The organism is Abyssibius alkaniclasticus (genome assembly GCF_020447305.1).
Classification (GTDB): Bacteria; Pseudomonadota; Alphaproteobacteria; order Rhodobacterales; family Rhodobacteraceae; genus Abyssibius; species Abyssibius alkaniclasticus.
In genome coordinates, this window is sequence record NZ_CP095732.1 from 1535952 (window position 1) to 1550586 (window position 14635).

Annotated in this window: 14 protein-coding genes; 12 read left to right on the forward strand and 2 right to left on the reverse strand. The window is 59.1% G+C overall.

Annotation, left to right across the window (positions count from 1 at the left end):
- Window positions 1-50 precede the first annotated feature (50 nt).
- Genes LGT41_RS07745 through LGT41_RS07770 form a run of 6 tightly spaced genes read left to right on the forward strand, consistent with a single transcriptional unit; the run spans window position 51 to window position 6556 of the window.
- Window positions 51-1184, forward strand: a complete 1134-nt coding sequence (locus LGT41_RS07745; RefSeq protein ID WP_274129554.1) for an ABC transporter ATP-binding protein — start codon at window positions 51-53, stop codon at window positions 1182-1184.
- A gap of 20 nt (window positions 1185-1204) precedes the next feature.
- A complete protein-coding gene (locus LGT41_RS07750; RefSeq protein ID WP_274129689.1) occupies window positions 1205-2113 on the forward strand; it encodes an ABC transporter permease subunit in 909 nt (302 codons plus the stop codon).
- Window positions 2110-2910: an ABC transporter permease subunit gene (locus LGT41_RS07755; RefSeq protein ID WP_274129555.1), complete on the forward strand. Its 801-nt coding sequence runs from the start codon at window positions 2110-2112 to the stop codon at window positions 2908-2910. The genes LGT41_RS07750 and LGT41_RS07755 overlap by 4 nt, the downstream gene beginning before the upstream one ends.
- Window positions 2907-3875 (forward strand): agmatinase, encoded by a 969-nt coding sequence (speB, locus tag LGT41_RS07760; protein ID WP_274129556.1) that lies wholly within the window; start codon window positions 2907-2909, stop codon window positions 3873-3875. Before LGT41_RS07755 ends, speB begins: the two co-directional genes overlap by 4 nt.
- A 9-nt stretch (window positions 3876-3884) precedes the next feature.
- Entirely contained in the window at window positions 3885-5252 is a 1368-nt protein-coding gene (locus LGT41_RS07765) for a glutamine synthetase family protein (protein ID WP_274129557.1), read from the forward strand.
- Window positions 5252-6556 carry an NAD(P)/FAD-dependent oxidoreductase gene (locus tag LGT41_RS07770; protein ID WP_274129558.1) on the forward strand — a complete coding sequence of 435 codons (1305 nt, stop codon included), beginning with the start codon at window positions 5252-5254 and terminating at the stop codon, window positions 6554-6556. The genes LGT41_RS07765 and LGT41_RS07770 overlap by 1 nt, the downstream gene beginning before the upstream one ends.
- Before the next feature lie 97 nt (window positions 6557-6653).
- Here LGT41_RS07770 and LGT41_RS07775 read toward each other — a convergent pair whose 3' ends face one another.
- Window positions 6654-7433 carry a DeoR/GlpR family DNA-binding transcription regulator gene (locus LGT41_RS07775; RefSeq protein WP_274129560.1) on the reverse strand — a complete coding sequence of 260 codons (780 nt, stop codon included), beginning with the start codon at window positions 7431-7433 and terminating at the stop codon, window positions 6654-6656.
- Between the two features lie 402 nt (window positions 7434-7835).
- Here LGT41_RS07775 and gap point away from each other — a divergent pair, with 402 nt between their 5' ends.
- On the forward strand, window positions 7836-8837 hold the full coding sequence (gene gap / locus LGT41_RS07780; RefSeq protein ID WP_274129561.1) for a type I glyceraldehyde-3-phosphate dehydrogenase: 1002 nt from the start codon (window positions 7836-7838) through the stop codon (window positions 8835-8837).
- A gap of 111 nt (window positions 8838-8948) precedes the next feature.
- Here gap and hemN read toward each other — a convergent pair whose 3' ends face one another.
- A complete protein-coding gene (gene hemN / locus LGT41_RS07785) occupies window positions 8949-10304 on the reverse strand; it encodes an oxygen-independent coproporphyrinogen III oxidase (RefSeq protein WP_274129563.1) in 1356 nt (451 codons plus the stop codon).
- A gap of 82 nt (window positions 10305-10386) precedes the next feature.
- On the opposite strand from hemN, the gene fnrL reads away from it, so the two are divergent.
- From fnrL to ccoP, 5 genes are all read left to right on the forward strand, one after another.
- Entirely contained in the window at window positions 10387-11136 is a 750-nt protein-coding gene (fnrL, locus tag LGT41_RS07790) for a transcriptional regulator FnrL (protein WP_274129564.1), read from the forward strand.
- Between the two features lie 91 nt (window positions 11137-11227).
- Entirely contained in the window at window positions 11228-12817 is a 1590-nt protein-coding gene (gene ccoN, locus LGT41_RS07795; RefSeq protein ID WP_274129565.1) for a cytochrome-c oxidase, cbb3-type subunit I, read from the forward strand.
- 10 nt (window positions 12818-12827) lie between these two features.
- Window positions 12828-13553, forward strand: a complete 726-nt coding sequence (gene ccoO / locus LGT41_RS07800; protein WP_274129566.1) for a cytochrome-c oxidase, cbb3-type subunit II — start codon at window positions 12828-12830, stop codon at window positions 13551-13553.
- A gap of 12 nt (window positions 13554-13565) precedes the next feature.
- Window positions 13566-13727 (forward strand): cbb3-type cytochrome c oxidase subunit 3, encoded by a 162-nt coding sequence (locus LGT41_RS07805; protein ID WP_274129568.1) that lies wholly within the window; start codon window positions 13566-13568, stop codon window positions 13725-13727.
- Window positions 13727-14587, forward strand: coding sequence for a cytochrome-c oxidase, cbb3-type subunit III (gene ccoP / locus LGT41_RS07810; RefSeq protein WP_274129569.1), 861 nt, complete (start codon window positions 13727-13729; stop codon window positions 14585-14587). Before LGT41_RS07805 ends, ccoP begins: the two co-directional genes overlap by 1 nt.
- Window positions 14588-14635: the final 48 nt, after the last annotated feature.

Consider the following 14635-nt stretch of genomic DNA (forward strand, 5'->3'; position numbering starts at 1 on the left):
GGGCGGCGCGCGCATGGTGTGCCGCCCTTCGTTTTAGATATTTGAGGTTTATGATGGCGCATTCCGCCACGGCTGCCGACCTGAAACCTTGGCGCGACCCTGCCGCCGAGCCGTTCATCAAAATCCGCAACATCACCAAGAAATTCGGCGATTTTACCGCCGTCGACAACGTGTCGCTCGATATTTTCAAGGGCGAGCTGTTTTGCCTTCTGGGCGGTTCGGGCTGCGGAAAGTCGACGCTGCTGCGCATGATGTCCGGCTTTGAAAAACCCAGCTCCGGCACAATCGAGATAGACGGGCAGGACATGTCGAATGTCTCACCCTACCATCGCCCCACCAATATGATGTTCCAATCCTACGCGCTGTTCCCGCATATGAGCGTGGAGAAGAACATTGCCTATGGCCTGCTGCGCGAGGGGATGTCCAAGCCCGAAGCGATGGAAAAGGTCGCCGCGATGCTCAGGCTTGTGAAGCTTGAAAAATTCGCCCGCCGCAAGCCGCACCAGCTTTCCGGCGGTCAGCGCCAGCGCGTCGCCCTTGCCCGTTCGCTTGTCAAGAAGCCCAAGCTTCTGCTGCTCGATGAACCGCTTGGCGCGCTTGACAAGAAGCTGCGCGAGGAAACCCAGTTCGAGCTGATCAACATTCAGGAAACACTGGGCGTGACCTTCATCGTCGTGACCCACGACCAGGAAGAGGCGATGACCCTGTCCACCCGCATCGGCGTGATGAACGAGGGCGAGATCGTGCAAATCGGCGAGCCGACGCAAATTTACGAACGCCCCGCCAGCCGGTTCGTGGCCGATTTCATCGGCTCGGTGAACATGTTCGAGGGCAAGGTCGATACCGCCGCCCCCGATGCCATGCGCATCATCACCGAAAGTGTTGGCCCCGTGCTGGTAAAACCGATCGAGGGGCTGACACATGGCCAATCCGTATCGGTTGCCCTGCGCCCCGAAAAGCTGACCATTTCGCGCACCGAGCTGACCGGCGACAATGTGTTGCACGGCATGGTCGAAGATGTCGCCTATATGGGCAATCTGTCCATTTTCCGCGTGCGTCTGGCCAATGGCACGCTTGTGCGCATCACCCGCTCCTCCCGCCTTGCCGACCAGGAGCCGATATCCTGGGATCAGGAGATCTGGGCGCAATGGGGCGTCGCCTCGGGCGTGGTGCTGACATCATGAGCCAGGCCGAACATATCCCCATGCGCCGCGCACCGGGCGGCAATGTCATCACGCGCATCCTGTCGCGCGTCATCTCCGGGCGTGCGCTGGTTATCGCCGTGCCGCTTGTCTGGCTGACGGTGTTTTTCGTCATTCCCTTCATCGTTGTGCTGCAAATCTCGCTCACCGATGCGGCGATTGCCCGCCCGCCCTATACCCCGCTATTCGATGGCTGGACCTTCATGGGCGATCTGGAAAACTACAGCTTCCTGCTGAGTGATCCGCTCTACATCAACGCCTATCTCTCTTCGCTGAAAATCGCGCTCATTTCCACGGCTTTCGCGCTGCTCATCGGCTATCCGATGGCCTATTACATTGCCCGCGCCGAAGAGCCGAAACGTTCGCTTCTGCTGATGCTCATCATCCTGCCTTTCTGGACATCGTTCCTGCTGCGCGTCTATGCCTGGATCGGCTTTCTGTCCCAGAACGGTGTGATCAACAACACCCTGATGTCGCTGGGCATCATCTCTGAGCCCATCGTCATGCTGCAATCAGACTTCGCGGTCTATATCGGCATCGTCTATACCTATTTGCCCTTCATGATTCTGCCGCTCTACGCCAATCTGGTGAAGCTTGATGTTTCGCTCTTGGAAGCCAGCCAGGACCTTGGCGCAGGCCCGGTTACAACATTTTTCCGTATCACCCTGCCGCTGTCGCTGCCCGGAGTCATTGCCGGCTCCATGCTCGTGTTCATTCCGGCAATCGGCGAATATGTCATCCCCGCGCTGCTGGGCGGCCCCGATACGCTGATGATCGGCAAGGTGTTGTGGACCGAGTTCTTCAACAACCGTGACTGGCCCGTCGCCTCGGCTGTCGCCACGGTCATGCTGGTGGTTGTGGTGCTGCCCATCATCCTGTTGCGCAACGCCCAACCGAAGGATGCGTCATGAAACGTAAAGGCTTCTTCCTTCCCACCGCCGCGCTTTTGGGTTTTGCCTTTCTTTACGCGCCGATCATGTCGCTGATCATCTTTTCGTTCAACGAGAACAAGCTCGTTACCGTCTGGTCGCGGTTTTCAACCAAATGGTATGGCGAATTGTTGCGTGACGATCAGATCATGGGCGCGGCCTGGATCAGCCTGCAAATCGCCTTTACCTCGGCAATGATCGCCACGGTATTGGGCACATTGGCAGGGCTGGTGCTTACCCGATTTGGCCGCTTCCGTCTGCGCACCCCGCTGATGGGCATGACAACCGCGCCGCTGGTCATGCCCGAGGTCATTACCGGCCTGTCACTCCTGCTGCTGTTTGTCGGCATGGAGGCCTTTCTTGGCTGGCCGTCCGGGCGCGGGATGACCACGATCATCATCGCCCATTCCACCTTCTGCATGGCCTATGTGGCGGTTGTCGTGCAATCGCGGCTTGGCGATATGGATGATTCGCTGGAAGAAGCCGCGCTCGACCTGGGCGCGCGCCCGGTGCGGGTGTTTTTCGATATTACCCTGCCGGTCATTGCGCCTGCGCTCATTTCCGGCTGGCTGCTCAGCTTCACCCTCAGCCTTGATGATCTGGTGATCGCCTCATTCGTCTCCGGCCCCGGCTCCTCAACCCTGCCGATGGTGATCTTCTCCAAGGTCAAGCTTGGCGTCTCGCCCGATATCAATGCGCTGGCATCCCTCATCATTCTGGTGGTAGGGCTGGGCATTGCCATAGCGTTTTGGCAGTTGCGCAGAGGAATGAAGAGATGAGCGAGACCGGCGACCAGGCCTTCCGTGCCACCAGCAATAACGAACGCTGGGCAGAAATGACCTATGGCGGCGCGCTGTCCTTTCTGCGCCGCCGGATGACGCGCGAGCTTGCGGGCGTCGATGTTGTCGTCTCCGGCGTGCCCTATGATGCGTCCGTCACCTATCGCCCCGGCTGTCGGCTTGGCCCGCGCGCCATTCGCGCCGCATCGGTGCAACTGGCCGAGCTGAAAGCCTTCCCCTTCGGCTTTGACCCGTTCGAAACCCTGTCGGTGGTCGATTGGGGCGATTGCATGGTCGACCCGCACCACCCCGAAACCGTCACGCCCGATATTGTGGACCACGCCCGCAAAATCATCGCGACGGGCGCCAAAATGCTTACCCTTGGCGGCGATCATTACACCTCCTATCCGCTGCTCAAGGCCCATGCCGAAAAATATGGCCCCGTCGCCTTGCTTCAGGTCGATGCGCATTGCGATACATGGCCCGATGACCCGACGCGCCTTGATCATGGCAGCATGTTTGGCCGTGCGGCGGCCGAAGGCATTATCGACGTCACCAAATCCACCCAGCTTGGGTTGCGCACCTATAATGACAGCGACCACGGCTTTGAAATCCTCACCGCGCCCTGGGTGCATCGCAACGGCATTGATGCGGCGGTGAAGGTCATTGCGGAACGCGCTGGCAATACGCCGCTTTATATTTCATTCGACATCGACGGGCTCGACCCGGCCTTTGCGCCGGGCACTGGCACGCCCGTGCCCGGCGGCCTGTCCTCCTGGCAGGGGCTGGATCTGATCCGCGCGCTTGGCCCGCTCAACCTGATCGGCATGGATGTGGTCGAGGTGTCTCCGCCATATGACCATGCCGAAATCACCGCGCTGGCTGCGGCGCATATTGCCCATGACTGGCTGTGCCTTCTGGCCGCCAAGGCCGGGGCAAAACCGCACGCAGTTGGCCGTTTATAAGAGACTTTTATGTCAAAAGCTGACGACGCTGTGTTCTCAAAATTCCCGCAGGCCTTCAAAGAGTGGCTTGATGGCCGCCGCATCGAAGAGGTGGAGTGCATCATTTCCGACATTGCCGGCGTATCGCGCGGCAAGGCGATGCCCTGGGCCAAGTTCAGCCGGGCCGAGCGGATGTTTCTGCCGCTTTCCATCTTCTATCAAACCATTTCCGGCGAATATGCCGATATGGATATCGCCAACCAATGGACCGAGAATGACATGGTTCTGGTGCCCGATTACAGCACCGCAACCGCAGCCCCCTGGGCGGGCGACATCACGCTACAGGTCATTCATGATGTGGTCGACACCTCCGGCAACCCTATCGAAATCGTGCCGCGCAATGTGCTGAAAAAGGTTCTTAGACTTTACGCCGATGAAGGCTGGACCCCGGTGGTTGCCCCCGAAATCGAATTTTACCTCACCAAGGCCAATATCGACCCCGACCTGCCGATCGAGCCGCCGATGGGCCGTTCCGGCCGCCGCGTTGCCAGCCGCCAAGCCTATTCGATGATGGCGGTCGATGAATATGGTAAAGTGATTGACGATATCTATGATTTTGCCGAAGCCGCGGGCTATGAGATAGATACGATCATCCAGGAAGGCGGCGCCGGGCAGATCGAAATCAACCTCATCCACGGCGACCCGGTGCTGAAGGCCGACCAGGTTTTCTACTTCAAGCGCCTGATCCGCGAAGCGGCCTTCCGTAATGATTGCTATGCCACTTTCATGGCCAAACCCATGCAGGACGAGCCCGGCTCGGCCATGCATATCCACCAGTCGATTCTCGATACCGATGGCAAGAACATTTTCAACGGCCCCGATGACCAGCCGACCGATGCCTTCATGTCCTATCTTGCCGGCCTGCAGCGCTATATCCCTGGCGCCATTACGCTTTTCGCGCCTTATGTGAACAGCTACCGGCGTTTTGTCACCACAGGTTCCGCCCCGGTCAACCTTGAATGGGGGGCCGATAACCGCACGGCGGGCATTCGCATTCCCATCTCATCGCCCGCCGCGCGGCGCATTGAAAACCGCGTGGTCGGCATGGATTGCAACCCCTATCTTGCGCTGGCCGCCACGCTGGCTTGCGGCTATCTTGGCATGAAGAACAAGCTCAAGCCGCGCGAGGCTGTGGCGGGCGATGCTTATAACCTGCCGCGCGCCATTCCGCGCTCCTTGCTCGACGGGCTGGACGAGTTCAAATCCGCCCCCGAGTTGCGCCACATTCTCGGCGATCAGTTCTGTGACATCTATACCGCGCTCAAACTCCATGAGGCCGAGGCGTTTTTGCAGGTCATTTCACCCTGGGAGCGGGAGCATCTGCTCCTAAACGTTTAATGCTTGACCTTCTGAACGCGAATGACCAGCCGGGCCAATATCCGGCGGAGTCATATTACACAGCCACGGCTGATTTTCTGCCGCAACAGCCCGCGCTGAAGGGTGAGACCCGCGCCGATATCTGCATTATCGGCGCCGGCTATACCGGGCTTTCGGCGGCGCTGCATCTGCGCGAACGCGGCTATGATGTCGTCGTGCTGGAGGCCCAGCGCATTGGCTTTGGTGCTTCGGGGCGCAATGGCGGGCAGGTCGGCTCGGGCCAGCGGCTTGGGCAGGACGTGCTGGAAAAACAGCTTGGCCAGGATGCCGCCCGCGCCATGTGGGACATAGCGCAAGAGGCGAAAGCCACGCTCAAGTCACTGATCAACAAGCACAAAATAGCCTGTGACCTTACGCCCGGTGTGCTGCACGCCGCCTTCGGCAAGGCTGATCTGGCCCATGCCCATGCCGAGGCCGAACATCTGGCGACCCGGTATGACTACAGCCAAATCACCCCGCTCGATGCCGAAGGCATCCGCGCCCATTTGGGAACCGATGCCTATTGCGGTGGCAATATCGACATGGGTGCGGCACATCTGCACCCGCTCAACTACGCGCTTGGCCTGGGCCGCGCGGCGCTTGCAGCCGGTGTGCGCATTCACGAACGCAGCCGCGTGATGCGTATCGACCAGGGGGAACCGGCCAGCGTGCATACCGATGCCGGGCAGGTGCGGGCGCGCTTTGTGGTCGTGGCGGGCAACGGCTATCTCGGCGGGCTCGTGCCGCAGATATCGGCCCGCGTCATGCCCATCAACAATTTCATTGTGGCAACCGAGCCTTTGGGCGATCTGGCCGATGAGATCATCAAGCAGAACATTGCCGTGGCCGATAGCAAATTCGTGGTGAATTACTACCGGCTTTCCGCCGATAAGCGAATGCTTTGGGGGGGTGGCGAAAGCTATGGCTACCGCTTTCCGCGCAACCTTGCCGACAAGGCGCGCAAGCCGATGCTCAAGGTTTTTCCACAGCTTTCAGGCGCGAGAATCGACTATGCCTGGGGCGGAACATTGGCCATAACCACCCGCCGGATGCCCGCATTTCAGCGCATTTCCGGCAATATCCTGTCGGTTGGTGGCTATTCGGGCAGTGGCGTTGCAATGGCCACGCAGGCGGGCAAGCTGATCGCCGAAGCCATTGCAGGCCAGGCTGAACGCTTCGACCTGATGGCAAGCTTCCCTCTGCCCAGCTTTCCCGGCGGTCGGCTCATGCGCTGGCCGATTCTGGTGCTGGCAATGACCTGGTTTTCACTGCGCGACAGGTTCTGAACATCGCCGCCCCGGGCTTGACCCGGGGCCTCTCGCAGCCAGGTCGAGGCCCCGGGTCAAGCCCGGGGCGCCGCAGTTCGCGAGCTATGCTTTAGCCTTAAACCACCAAAGGCTCCCCGCCGGCGATATGGATCTTCACCCCATGTTCGCGGCACTGTGCCTCGATCTTGGCAGGCGGGCTGCGATCGGTGAAAAACGCTGTCATATCAGACATTTCAGCAATTCTTACCGGTGCATGGCGGCTGAATTTGATGGCATCTGCCACCAGAAAGCGCTTGCGGGAATTCTGGATAATTGCCTGCGTTACCCGCACTTCGCGAAAGTCATAGTCAAGCAACACGCCATCTTCGGCAATTGCGGCCGTGCCAATCACCGCATAATCCACCCGGAACTGGCGGATGATCTCTGCCGCCACATCGCCCACCAAACCACCGTCAGAGCGGCGCAAAACGCCCCCCGCAAGAATGATTTCGGAATGCGGAGTCGTCGCCAGGATATTGGCAACATTGATATTATTGGTAATCACCAGCAGGTTTTTATGGTTGAGCAGGGCGCGCGCAACGGCCTCGGTCGTGGTGCCGATATTCAGGAACAGGCTGGCGCCGTTCGGGATTTGTTCGGCACACATGCGCGCCAGCGCCGCCTTTTGGCTTGTGGCCAGGTTGTTGCGCTCTTCATAGCCCATATTCACCACGCCCGAGGGCAGGATCGCACCGCCATGCACGCGCGTCAGGTTGCCAGATTCACACAAATCCGAAAGGTCGCGGCGAATCGTTTGCGTTGTAACATCGAAGTGGCGCGACAGCATTTCGACCGTCACCTTGCCCTGTTCGCGTGCCAATGTCAGAATTTCATCATGGCGAAAGTTTTGGGCCATTTGCCGCTCGTGTTAGAAAATGTTCACTATGTTGCATTAACACATACAATTGCGCGCGAGTAAACAGAAAATGATGATGTGACCGCAATAAGTAACAAAAAGAACACAAAAACATCATGATATGGCGATAATAGCCGACATAAAGAAACATGAATGAAAACAAGTGAAAGAAAACGCTTGACCGAATCGCACATATAGGGGAGGTTATGCGCAACGAGACAGCCCATCGGGCGCTCGCCGATGCTGGTTGCTTCTAATTGGGCCTGAGGTGGCCGGCGGAAACTGCAGGGGTCGGGTTATTCCCCAAGAAGACCTGACCCCTTGCAGTTACACCCGAATTTTCGCACATTGCAGCCGCGCCGGCCTAACCGGTTTTTGCCAACTGCCAACAGGAAAATTGCCATGACCTTGAAAGTCGCCATTAACGGTTTCGGCCGTATCGGCCGGAATGTATTGCGTGGGATCATCGAATCCGGTCGCACCGATATTGAAGTTGTTGCCATCAACGATCTTGGCCCGGTCGAGACCAATGCGCATTTGCTGCGCTATGACTCGGTTCACGGAAAATTCCCTTTTGATGTCAAGGTTGTAGGCAATACAATCGATGTTGGCCGTGGCCCGATCAAGGTGACAGCCGAGCGTGACCCAAAGGCATTGCCCTGGGGTGATGTGGATATTGCGCTGGAATGCACGGGCATTTTTACGGCCCGCGACAAGGCCGCCCTGCACCTTGAGAACGGCTCCAAACGCGTGCTGATTTCCGCACCGGGTGCGGGGGCCGATAAAACCATCGTTTATGGGGTGAACCATGAGAGCCTGACGGCGGATGACCTTGTGGTTTCCAACGCATCCTGCACCACGAACTGCCTGTCTCCGGTGGCCCAGGTTTTGCACCAAGCCGTTGGAATCAAAAACGGATTCATGACGACCATCCATTCCTATACCGGCGATCAGCCGACTTTGGACACGATGCACAAAGACCTGTATCGCGCGCGCGCGGCGGCGATGAGCATGATCCCGACCTCGACAGGGGCGGCCAAGGCCGTGGGGCTGGTGCTGCCGGAATTGAATGGCAAGCTGGATGGCGTTTCGATTCGCGTGCCGACACCGAATGTGAGCGTGGTGGATTTGACCTTTACGGCGATGCGCGACACGACGGCGGAGGAGATCAACGCCGCGATCCGGACGGCTGCAAATGGAAAACTCCAAGGAATTCTTGGGTTTACGGATGAGCCGCTGGTGTCGATCGACATCAACCACGACCCGCGCAGCTCTATCTTCCATATGGACCAGACCAAGGTTCTGGACGGGAATCTGGTGCGAATCCTGACCTGGTATGACAATGAATGGGGCTTTTCCAACCGCATGGCCGATACGGCCATTGCTATGGGCAAGTTCCTTTAAGTTACAATGTAACCGCACTTAAAGTTACATTGTAACCGCATTTTCGTGCAAAAACGTGCAAAACGGGCGCAAAACGGCAAGGTTTAGCGCCCGTTTTTTATGAACAAAGGGTTAAATTGCGCTGGAATGGCGGGACTGGTCGACGGCGTAAGCGTCGAACATTTGCGCGATCATCCGGGTGAGGGGGCGGCCCTCGGGCAGGATGATGAGGGTCTGGCCATCGAAGGTGCAGAATGTGTTAAAGCGGCGCGCGGCGGCTTGGGCATTTTTTAACAGCGGCAACATGAACGCGCCAAAACGCGCCTCGAGCCGTGAAAGTTCAAGCTTGAAATCGCACATGAGCATTTCTATCGCCAGCGCGCGCACCTGATCATCGAGGCCAAGCGCCACACCGCGCGCGGCAGCCAGATTGCCCCCGGCAATGGCGGCATTGTATTGCGCGGTGACGGGGGCGTTCTGCACATAGCCGCCGGGCAACTGGCTGATGGACGAGGCGCCGATGCCAACAAGGCTGGCGGCAGAATCATCGGTATAGCCCTGAAAGTTCCGCCGCAGCCTGCCATTGGCCTGAGCGCGCGACAGGGCATCGGAGGGCGTTGCAAAATGGTCGATCCCGATGGCATTCAGCCCGCTGGCAACCAACATGGCGGTCGCATTCTGCGCAAGCTCATAGCGTTCATGCGCGCCGGGCAGGGCGGCTTCGGGAATCATCTTCTGGCGCTTGGCCATCCAGGGCACATGCGCATAGCCAAACAGCGCCAGCCTGTCGGGCGCAAGGGTCAGGGTTTGGTCGAGCGTGGCCCCAAGCGCCGCCCAGTCCTGATAGGGCAAGCCATAAACCAGATCGATATTGATGGAATTGACACCGCGTTCGCGCAGCGCTGAAATTGTTTTCAGTGTGATTTCAAAGCTTTGTAGCCGCCCTATCGCCTGTTGCACCTGCGGGGCAAAATCCTGAACGCCGATCGAGGCGCGGTTCATGCCGGCGGCGACAAAGGCATCCATGCGCGAGGTATCGATGGCGCTTGGATCGATCTCGACCGAAAATTCGGCGCCGTCATTCAGCGGCACAAGGGTGGTGAGCGCATCGACAAGGCGGCCAATTTCATCGGGCGGCAGAATGGTGGGAGAGCCGCCACCAAAATGCAGCCGATTGGCGCGCAACCCTTCCGGCAGATAGCGGCGCAGCAGCGCAATTTCCTGAAGCAAAACATCGACATAGGCGCGCACCGGGCCAAGGCTGCGCACCCCCTGCGTGCGACAGGCGCAATACCAGCACAGCCGCTCGCAAAACGGAATGTGGATATAGAGCGACACGGGATCGGCTGGCGGCAGACCGGCCAGCCAGCGCGCATAGTCCTGCGCGCCGATATTCGATGCAAATTGCGTGGCCGTGGGATAGGAGGTGTAGCGCGGGGCGTTGACCTCGAACAATCCGGCAGATTTGAGCGCGTGTAACTGTGTCATTTCAGCCAAATAGCGCAAGCCGCGGCCACGCCGCCTTGATCAAGATCAAGCACGTGATAGATTGCACGGGAATGGAGTGCCAATGCCAAGCCCGCAACCCAAAATTGATATGAACCTGCGCTGCGGTGACTGCCCCATCCGCCACCAGGCCGTTTGCGCCTATAGCCAGCCCGACGAATTGGTGAAGCTTGACGCGATCAAGAGCTATAAAACCTATAAGGCCGGCGAGACATTGTTCTGGGCGGGCGAGGAAATGGCGAGCATTGGTTCAGTGGTAAACGGTGTTGCCACGCTTGGCCGCAGCCTGCCAGACGGGCGCCGCCAGATGGTTGGCCTGCTGTTGCCAAGCGACTTTATTGGCCGCCCGGGGCGCAAGATTGCGCCGTTCGACGTGGTGGCGGCAAGCGATGTGCTGGTATGCACCTTTCAGAAAAAGCAGTTCGACGCGATGATCGCCAATAGCCCGAGCCTTGAGCGCCGCCTGCTGGACATGACGCTGGACGAGCTGGATTCGGCGCGCGAATGGATGCTGCTGCTGGGCCGCAAAACCGCGCGGGAAAAAATTGCCAGCCTGTTGGCGATTGTCGCGCGGCGCGATGCGGCCCTGGCCAAGCGCGCACCAAAAGATGGTTTGGTATTTAACCTTCCGCTGACGCGCGAAGCGATGGCCGATTATCTGGGCCTGACGATCGAGACGGTTTCGCGCCAGATGACCGCGCTCAGACGCGACGGACTCATCGAACTGGAGGAGGCGCGGCGCATTCGCGTGCCGGACTATGCCGCCTTGCTGAACGAGGCCGGCGATGATTCGGACGGTGGCATGTTGGAATAGGCGCCGTTTGATCTGGATCAAGGCAGCGCGCGCTTCGCACATGCAATAACCCCTTGAACCCCCGAATGGGGGGCAGAAAAAGGGGACAGCCATGCTCAGGATTTTTCAGGCGATAGTGCTTGGATTCATTGCGTTATTTGCGGCAATCGCAGCGAATTTCGGCTTGGATCTGGCCTATCGGGTTCATGCCGTCATTGTCATGCTTGCGGCAGGTTTTGCCGCGATGATGGTGATTCGCGCGATGGGAGAGCCCGCGCGGCCCCGCCCGACCGGCTATATGGATGACGTGATTCGCGCCGGGGTGATCGCCACCGCCTTCTGGGGCATCGCCGGGTTCGCCGTGGGGGTGTTCATCGCCTTCCAACTGGCCTTTCCGGATTTGAACCTTGGGCTGTCTTACACAAGTTTCGGCCGTTTGCGCCCGCTGCATACCAGCGCGGTGATCTTCGCCTTTGGCGGCAATGCGCTGATCGCGACAAGCCTGTATATCGTGCAGCGCACCTCGGCGGCGCGGCTTTGGGGCGGCAACCTCGCCTGGTTTGTGTTCTGGGGCTATCAGCTGTTCATCGTGCTGGCGGCCACCGGCTATTTGATGGGCGCAACCCAGGGCAAGGAATATGCCGAACCCGAATGGTATGTGGATATCTGGCTGACAATTGTGTGGGTCGCCTATCTGGCGGTGTTTCTGGGCACGATCGTGAAGCGCCGCGAGCCGCATATTTATGTGGCCAACTGGTTCTTCCTGGGCTTCATCGTCACGATCGCGATGCTGCATATCGTCAACAACCTGGCGGTGCCGGTCTCGCTGCTCGGCTCCAAATCGGTAACGCTGTTTGCCGGGGTGCAGGATGCGCTGACCCAGTGGTGGTATGGCCATAACGCGGTTGGCTTTCTGCTGACGGCGGGCTTTCTGGGGATGATGTATTACTTCGTGCCCAAACAGGCCGAACGCCCCGTCTACAGCTACAAACTGTCGATCATCCATTTCTGGGCGCTGATCTTCCTTTATATCTGGGCCGGCCCGCACCATTTGCTGTATACCGCCCTGCCGGACTGGGCGCAGACGCTGGGTATGGTGTTTTCCATCATGCTGTGGATGCCAAGCTGGGGTGGCATGATCAACGGGCTGATGACGCTTTCCGGCGCCTGGGACAAGCTGCGCACCGACCCTGTCTTGCGGATCATGGTGATCTCGCTCGGGTTCTACGGCATGTCGACATTTGAAGGCCCGATGATGAGCATCAAGGCCGTCAACTCGCTCAGCCATTATACCGACTGGACCATCGGCCATGTGCATTCCGGCGCGCTTGGCTGGAACGGGATGATCACATTCGGCGCGCTCTATTTCATGGTGCCGCGCCTGTGGAACCGCGTGGGGCTGTATTCGCTGCGCATGGTGAACTGGCACTTCTGGCTCGCGACACTCGGCATCATCCTTTACGCCGCCTCGATGTGGGTGAGCGGCATCATGGAAGGCCTGATGTGGCGCGAAGTCGATGCGCAGGGCTTTCTTGTGAACAGCTTTGTCGACACGGTCCAAGCGAAATGGCCGATGCTGGTGCTGCGCGGAATTGGCGGCACGTTCTACCTGGCCGGCGCCGTCATCATGTGCGTGAACCTTTGGAAAACAGTAACAGCGCAACCGGCAAAGAATGCCCCGGTTGCCGTGCCGGCAGAATAGGAGCAGAACCGTGGGTTTCTTGAATAAACACAAGGCCATCGAGCGCAATGCCTCGCTGCTGTTCGGGCTGAGTTTCGTTGTGGTCGCCATAGGCGGGATTGTGGAGATTGCACCGCTTTTCTACCTGGAAAACACCATTGAAAAGGTTGAGGGCGTGCGCCCCTATACCCCGCTGGAACTGACCGGGCGCAGCATCTATCTGCGCGAGGGCTGCTATAACTGCCACAGCCAGATGATCCGCCCGCTGCGCGACGAGGTGGAACGCTATGGCCCCTATTCGCTGGCCGCGGAATCGATGTATGACCATCCGTTCCAATGGGGCTCCAAGCGCACGGGGCCAGATCTTGCACGGGTGGGCGGGCGCTATTCCGATGAATGGCAAGCGGCACATTTGCGCGACCCGCGCGCGCAGGTCGAAGGCTCGATCATGCCAAGCTATACATGGCTGGATGATGCGGTGCTGGAGCCTGCCGATGTAACCCGGCTTGTGGTGGCCAATGCCCGCGTGGGCGTGCCCTATACCGAAGAAATGATCGCGATGGCCGCGCAGGATTTTGTAACCCAGCACGACCCGTTCGGCGATATTGACGGGCTGCAATCCCGCTACCCCGGTGCCGTGGCGCGCAACTTTGATGCTGCGCCCGAAATCACCGAAATGGATGCGCTGATTGCCTATTTGCAAGTGCTTGGCACGATGGTCGATTTTTCGACCTTCGAGCCCGATGCAAGCCGCTAGGAGGGGGCCGCGATGTATAATTTTCTAAGAGAGATGGCCGATAGCTGGGGGCTGTTGTTCATGTTCGTCGTGTTTGTGGCGGTGGTCATCTATGCCTTTCGCCCCGGCAGCCGCGATATGCATGATGACATTGCCAATATTCCGCTGCGCAATGACGAGATCGGAGAGGATTGATGGCCAGAAAACCAGAGAAAAAGCCGGATGTCGGCACAACCGGCCATGAATGGGACGGGATTGAAGAGCTGAACAATCCGCTGCCGCGCTGGTGGCTGTGGAGCTTTTATGCCACGATTGTCTGGGCGCTTCTGTATACGGTGGCCTATCCGGCCTGGCCGCTGATCAGCGGGGCAACGCCGGGGGTGCTGGGCTATTCCAGCCGCGCCGAACTGGCCGCCGATATTGCCGCTTTTGATGCTGAAAACGCGCCGCTGGAAGCACGGCTCGTATCGCTTGAGCTTGACCAGATTGCCGATGACCCCGAGGTGGGTAATTTTGCCCGCGCCGGTGGTGCTGCGGTGTTTCGCACGGTTTGCGCGCAATGCCACGGGGCCGGGGCGGGCGGTGCGCCGGGCTTTCCGAACCTTCTGGATGATGACTGGCTGTGGGGCGGCGATTTGAACGCCATCTACACCACGATCAAGAATGGCATTCGCGATGAGGCTGACCCCGATGCGCGCTTTTCGCAAATGCCCGCCTTTGGCGAGTTTCTGACCCGCGATGAAATTCGCGCGCTGACCCAGCATGTGCTGAATATTTCGGGGCAGGAAAATGATTCCACGCTGGCGGCCACGGGGGCCGAGCTGTTTGCCGATAATTGTGCAAGCTGTCATGGCAGTGCCGGAACGGGCGATCGCGAACAGGGCGCGCCGAACCTGACCGATGCGATCTGGCTTTGGGGCAATACGCCCGAGGCCATTGCCACGACAATTACCAATGCCCGTTTCGGGGTGATGCCAAGCTGGCAGAGCCGTTTGACCGAAGCGCAGATCCGGCAGGTGGCGGTGTTCGTGCATCAGCAAGGCGGCGGCGAGTAGTTCCCCTGCATGGCCAATGCCCTCGCATGGCCGTGCCGACTCTCTGGC

Coding starts and splice junctions, on each gene's coding strand:
- LGT41_RS07745 (WP_274129554.1), top strand. CDS start 51: ATGATGGCGCATTCCGCCACGGCTGCCGACCTGAAACCTTGGCGCGAC.
- LGT41_RS07750 (WP_274129689.1), top strand. CDS start 1,205: ATGCGCCGCGCACCGGGCGGCAATGTCATCACGCGCATCCTGTCGCGC.
- LGT41_RS07755 (WP_274129555.1), top strand. CDS start 2,110: ATGAAACGTAAAGGCTTCTTCCTTCCCACCGCCGCGCTTTTGGGTTTT.
- speB (WP_274129556.1), top strand. CDS start 2,907: ATGAGCGAGACCGGCGACCAGGCCTTCCGTGCCACCAGCAATAACGAA.
- LGT41_RS07765 (WP_274129557.1), top strand. CDS start 3,885: ATGTCAAAAGCTGACGACGCTGTGTTCTCAAAATTCCCGCAGGCCTTC.
- LGT41_RS07770 (WP_274129558.1), top strand. CDS start 5,252: ATGCTTGACCTTCTGAACGCGAATGACCAGCCGGGCCAATATCCGGCG.
- LGT41_RS07775 (WP_274129560.1), bottom strand. CDS start 7,433: ATGGCCCAAAACTTTCGCCATGATGAAATTCTGACATTGGCACGCGAA.
- gap (WP_274129561.1), top strand. CDS start 7,836: ATGACCTTGAAAGTCGCCATTAACGGTTTCGGCCGTATCGGCCGGAAT.
- hemN (WP_274129563.1), bottom strand. CDS start 10,304: ATGACACAGTTACACGCGCTCAAATCTGCCGGATTGTTCGAGGTCAAC.
- fnrL (WP_274129564.1), top strand. CDS start 10,387: ATGCCAAGCCCGCAACCCAAAATTGATATGAACCTGCGCTGCGGTGAC.
- ccoN (WP_274129565.1), top strand. CDS start 11,228: ATGCTCAGGATTTTTCAGGCGATAGTGCTTGGATTCATTGCGTTATTT.
- LGT41_RS07805 (WP_274129568.1), top strand. CDS start 13,566: ATGTATAATTTTCTAAGAGAGATGGCCGATAGCTGGGGGCTGTTGTTC.
- ccoP (WP_274129569.1), top strand. CDS start 13,727: ATGGCCAGAAAACCAGAGAAAAAGCCGGATGTCGGCACAACCGGCCAT.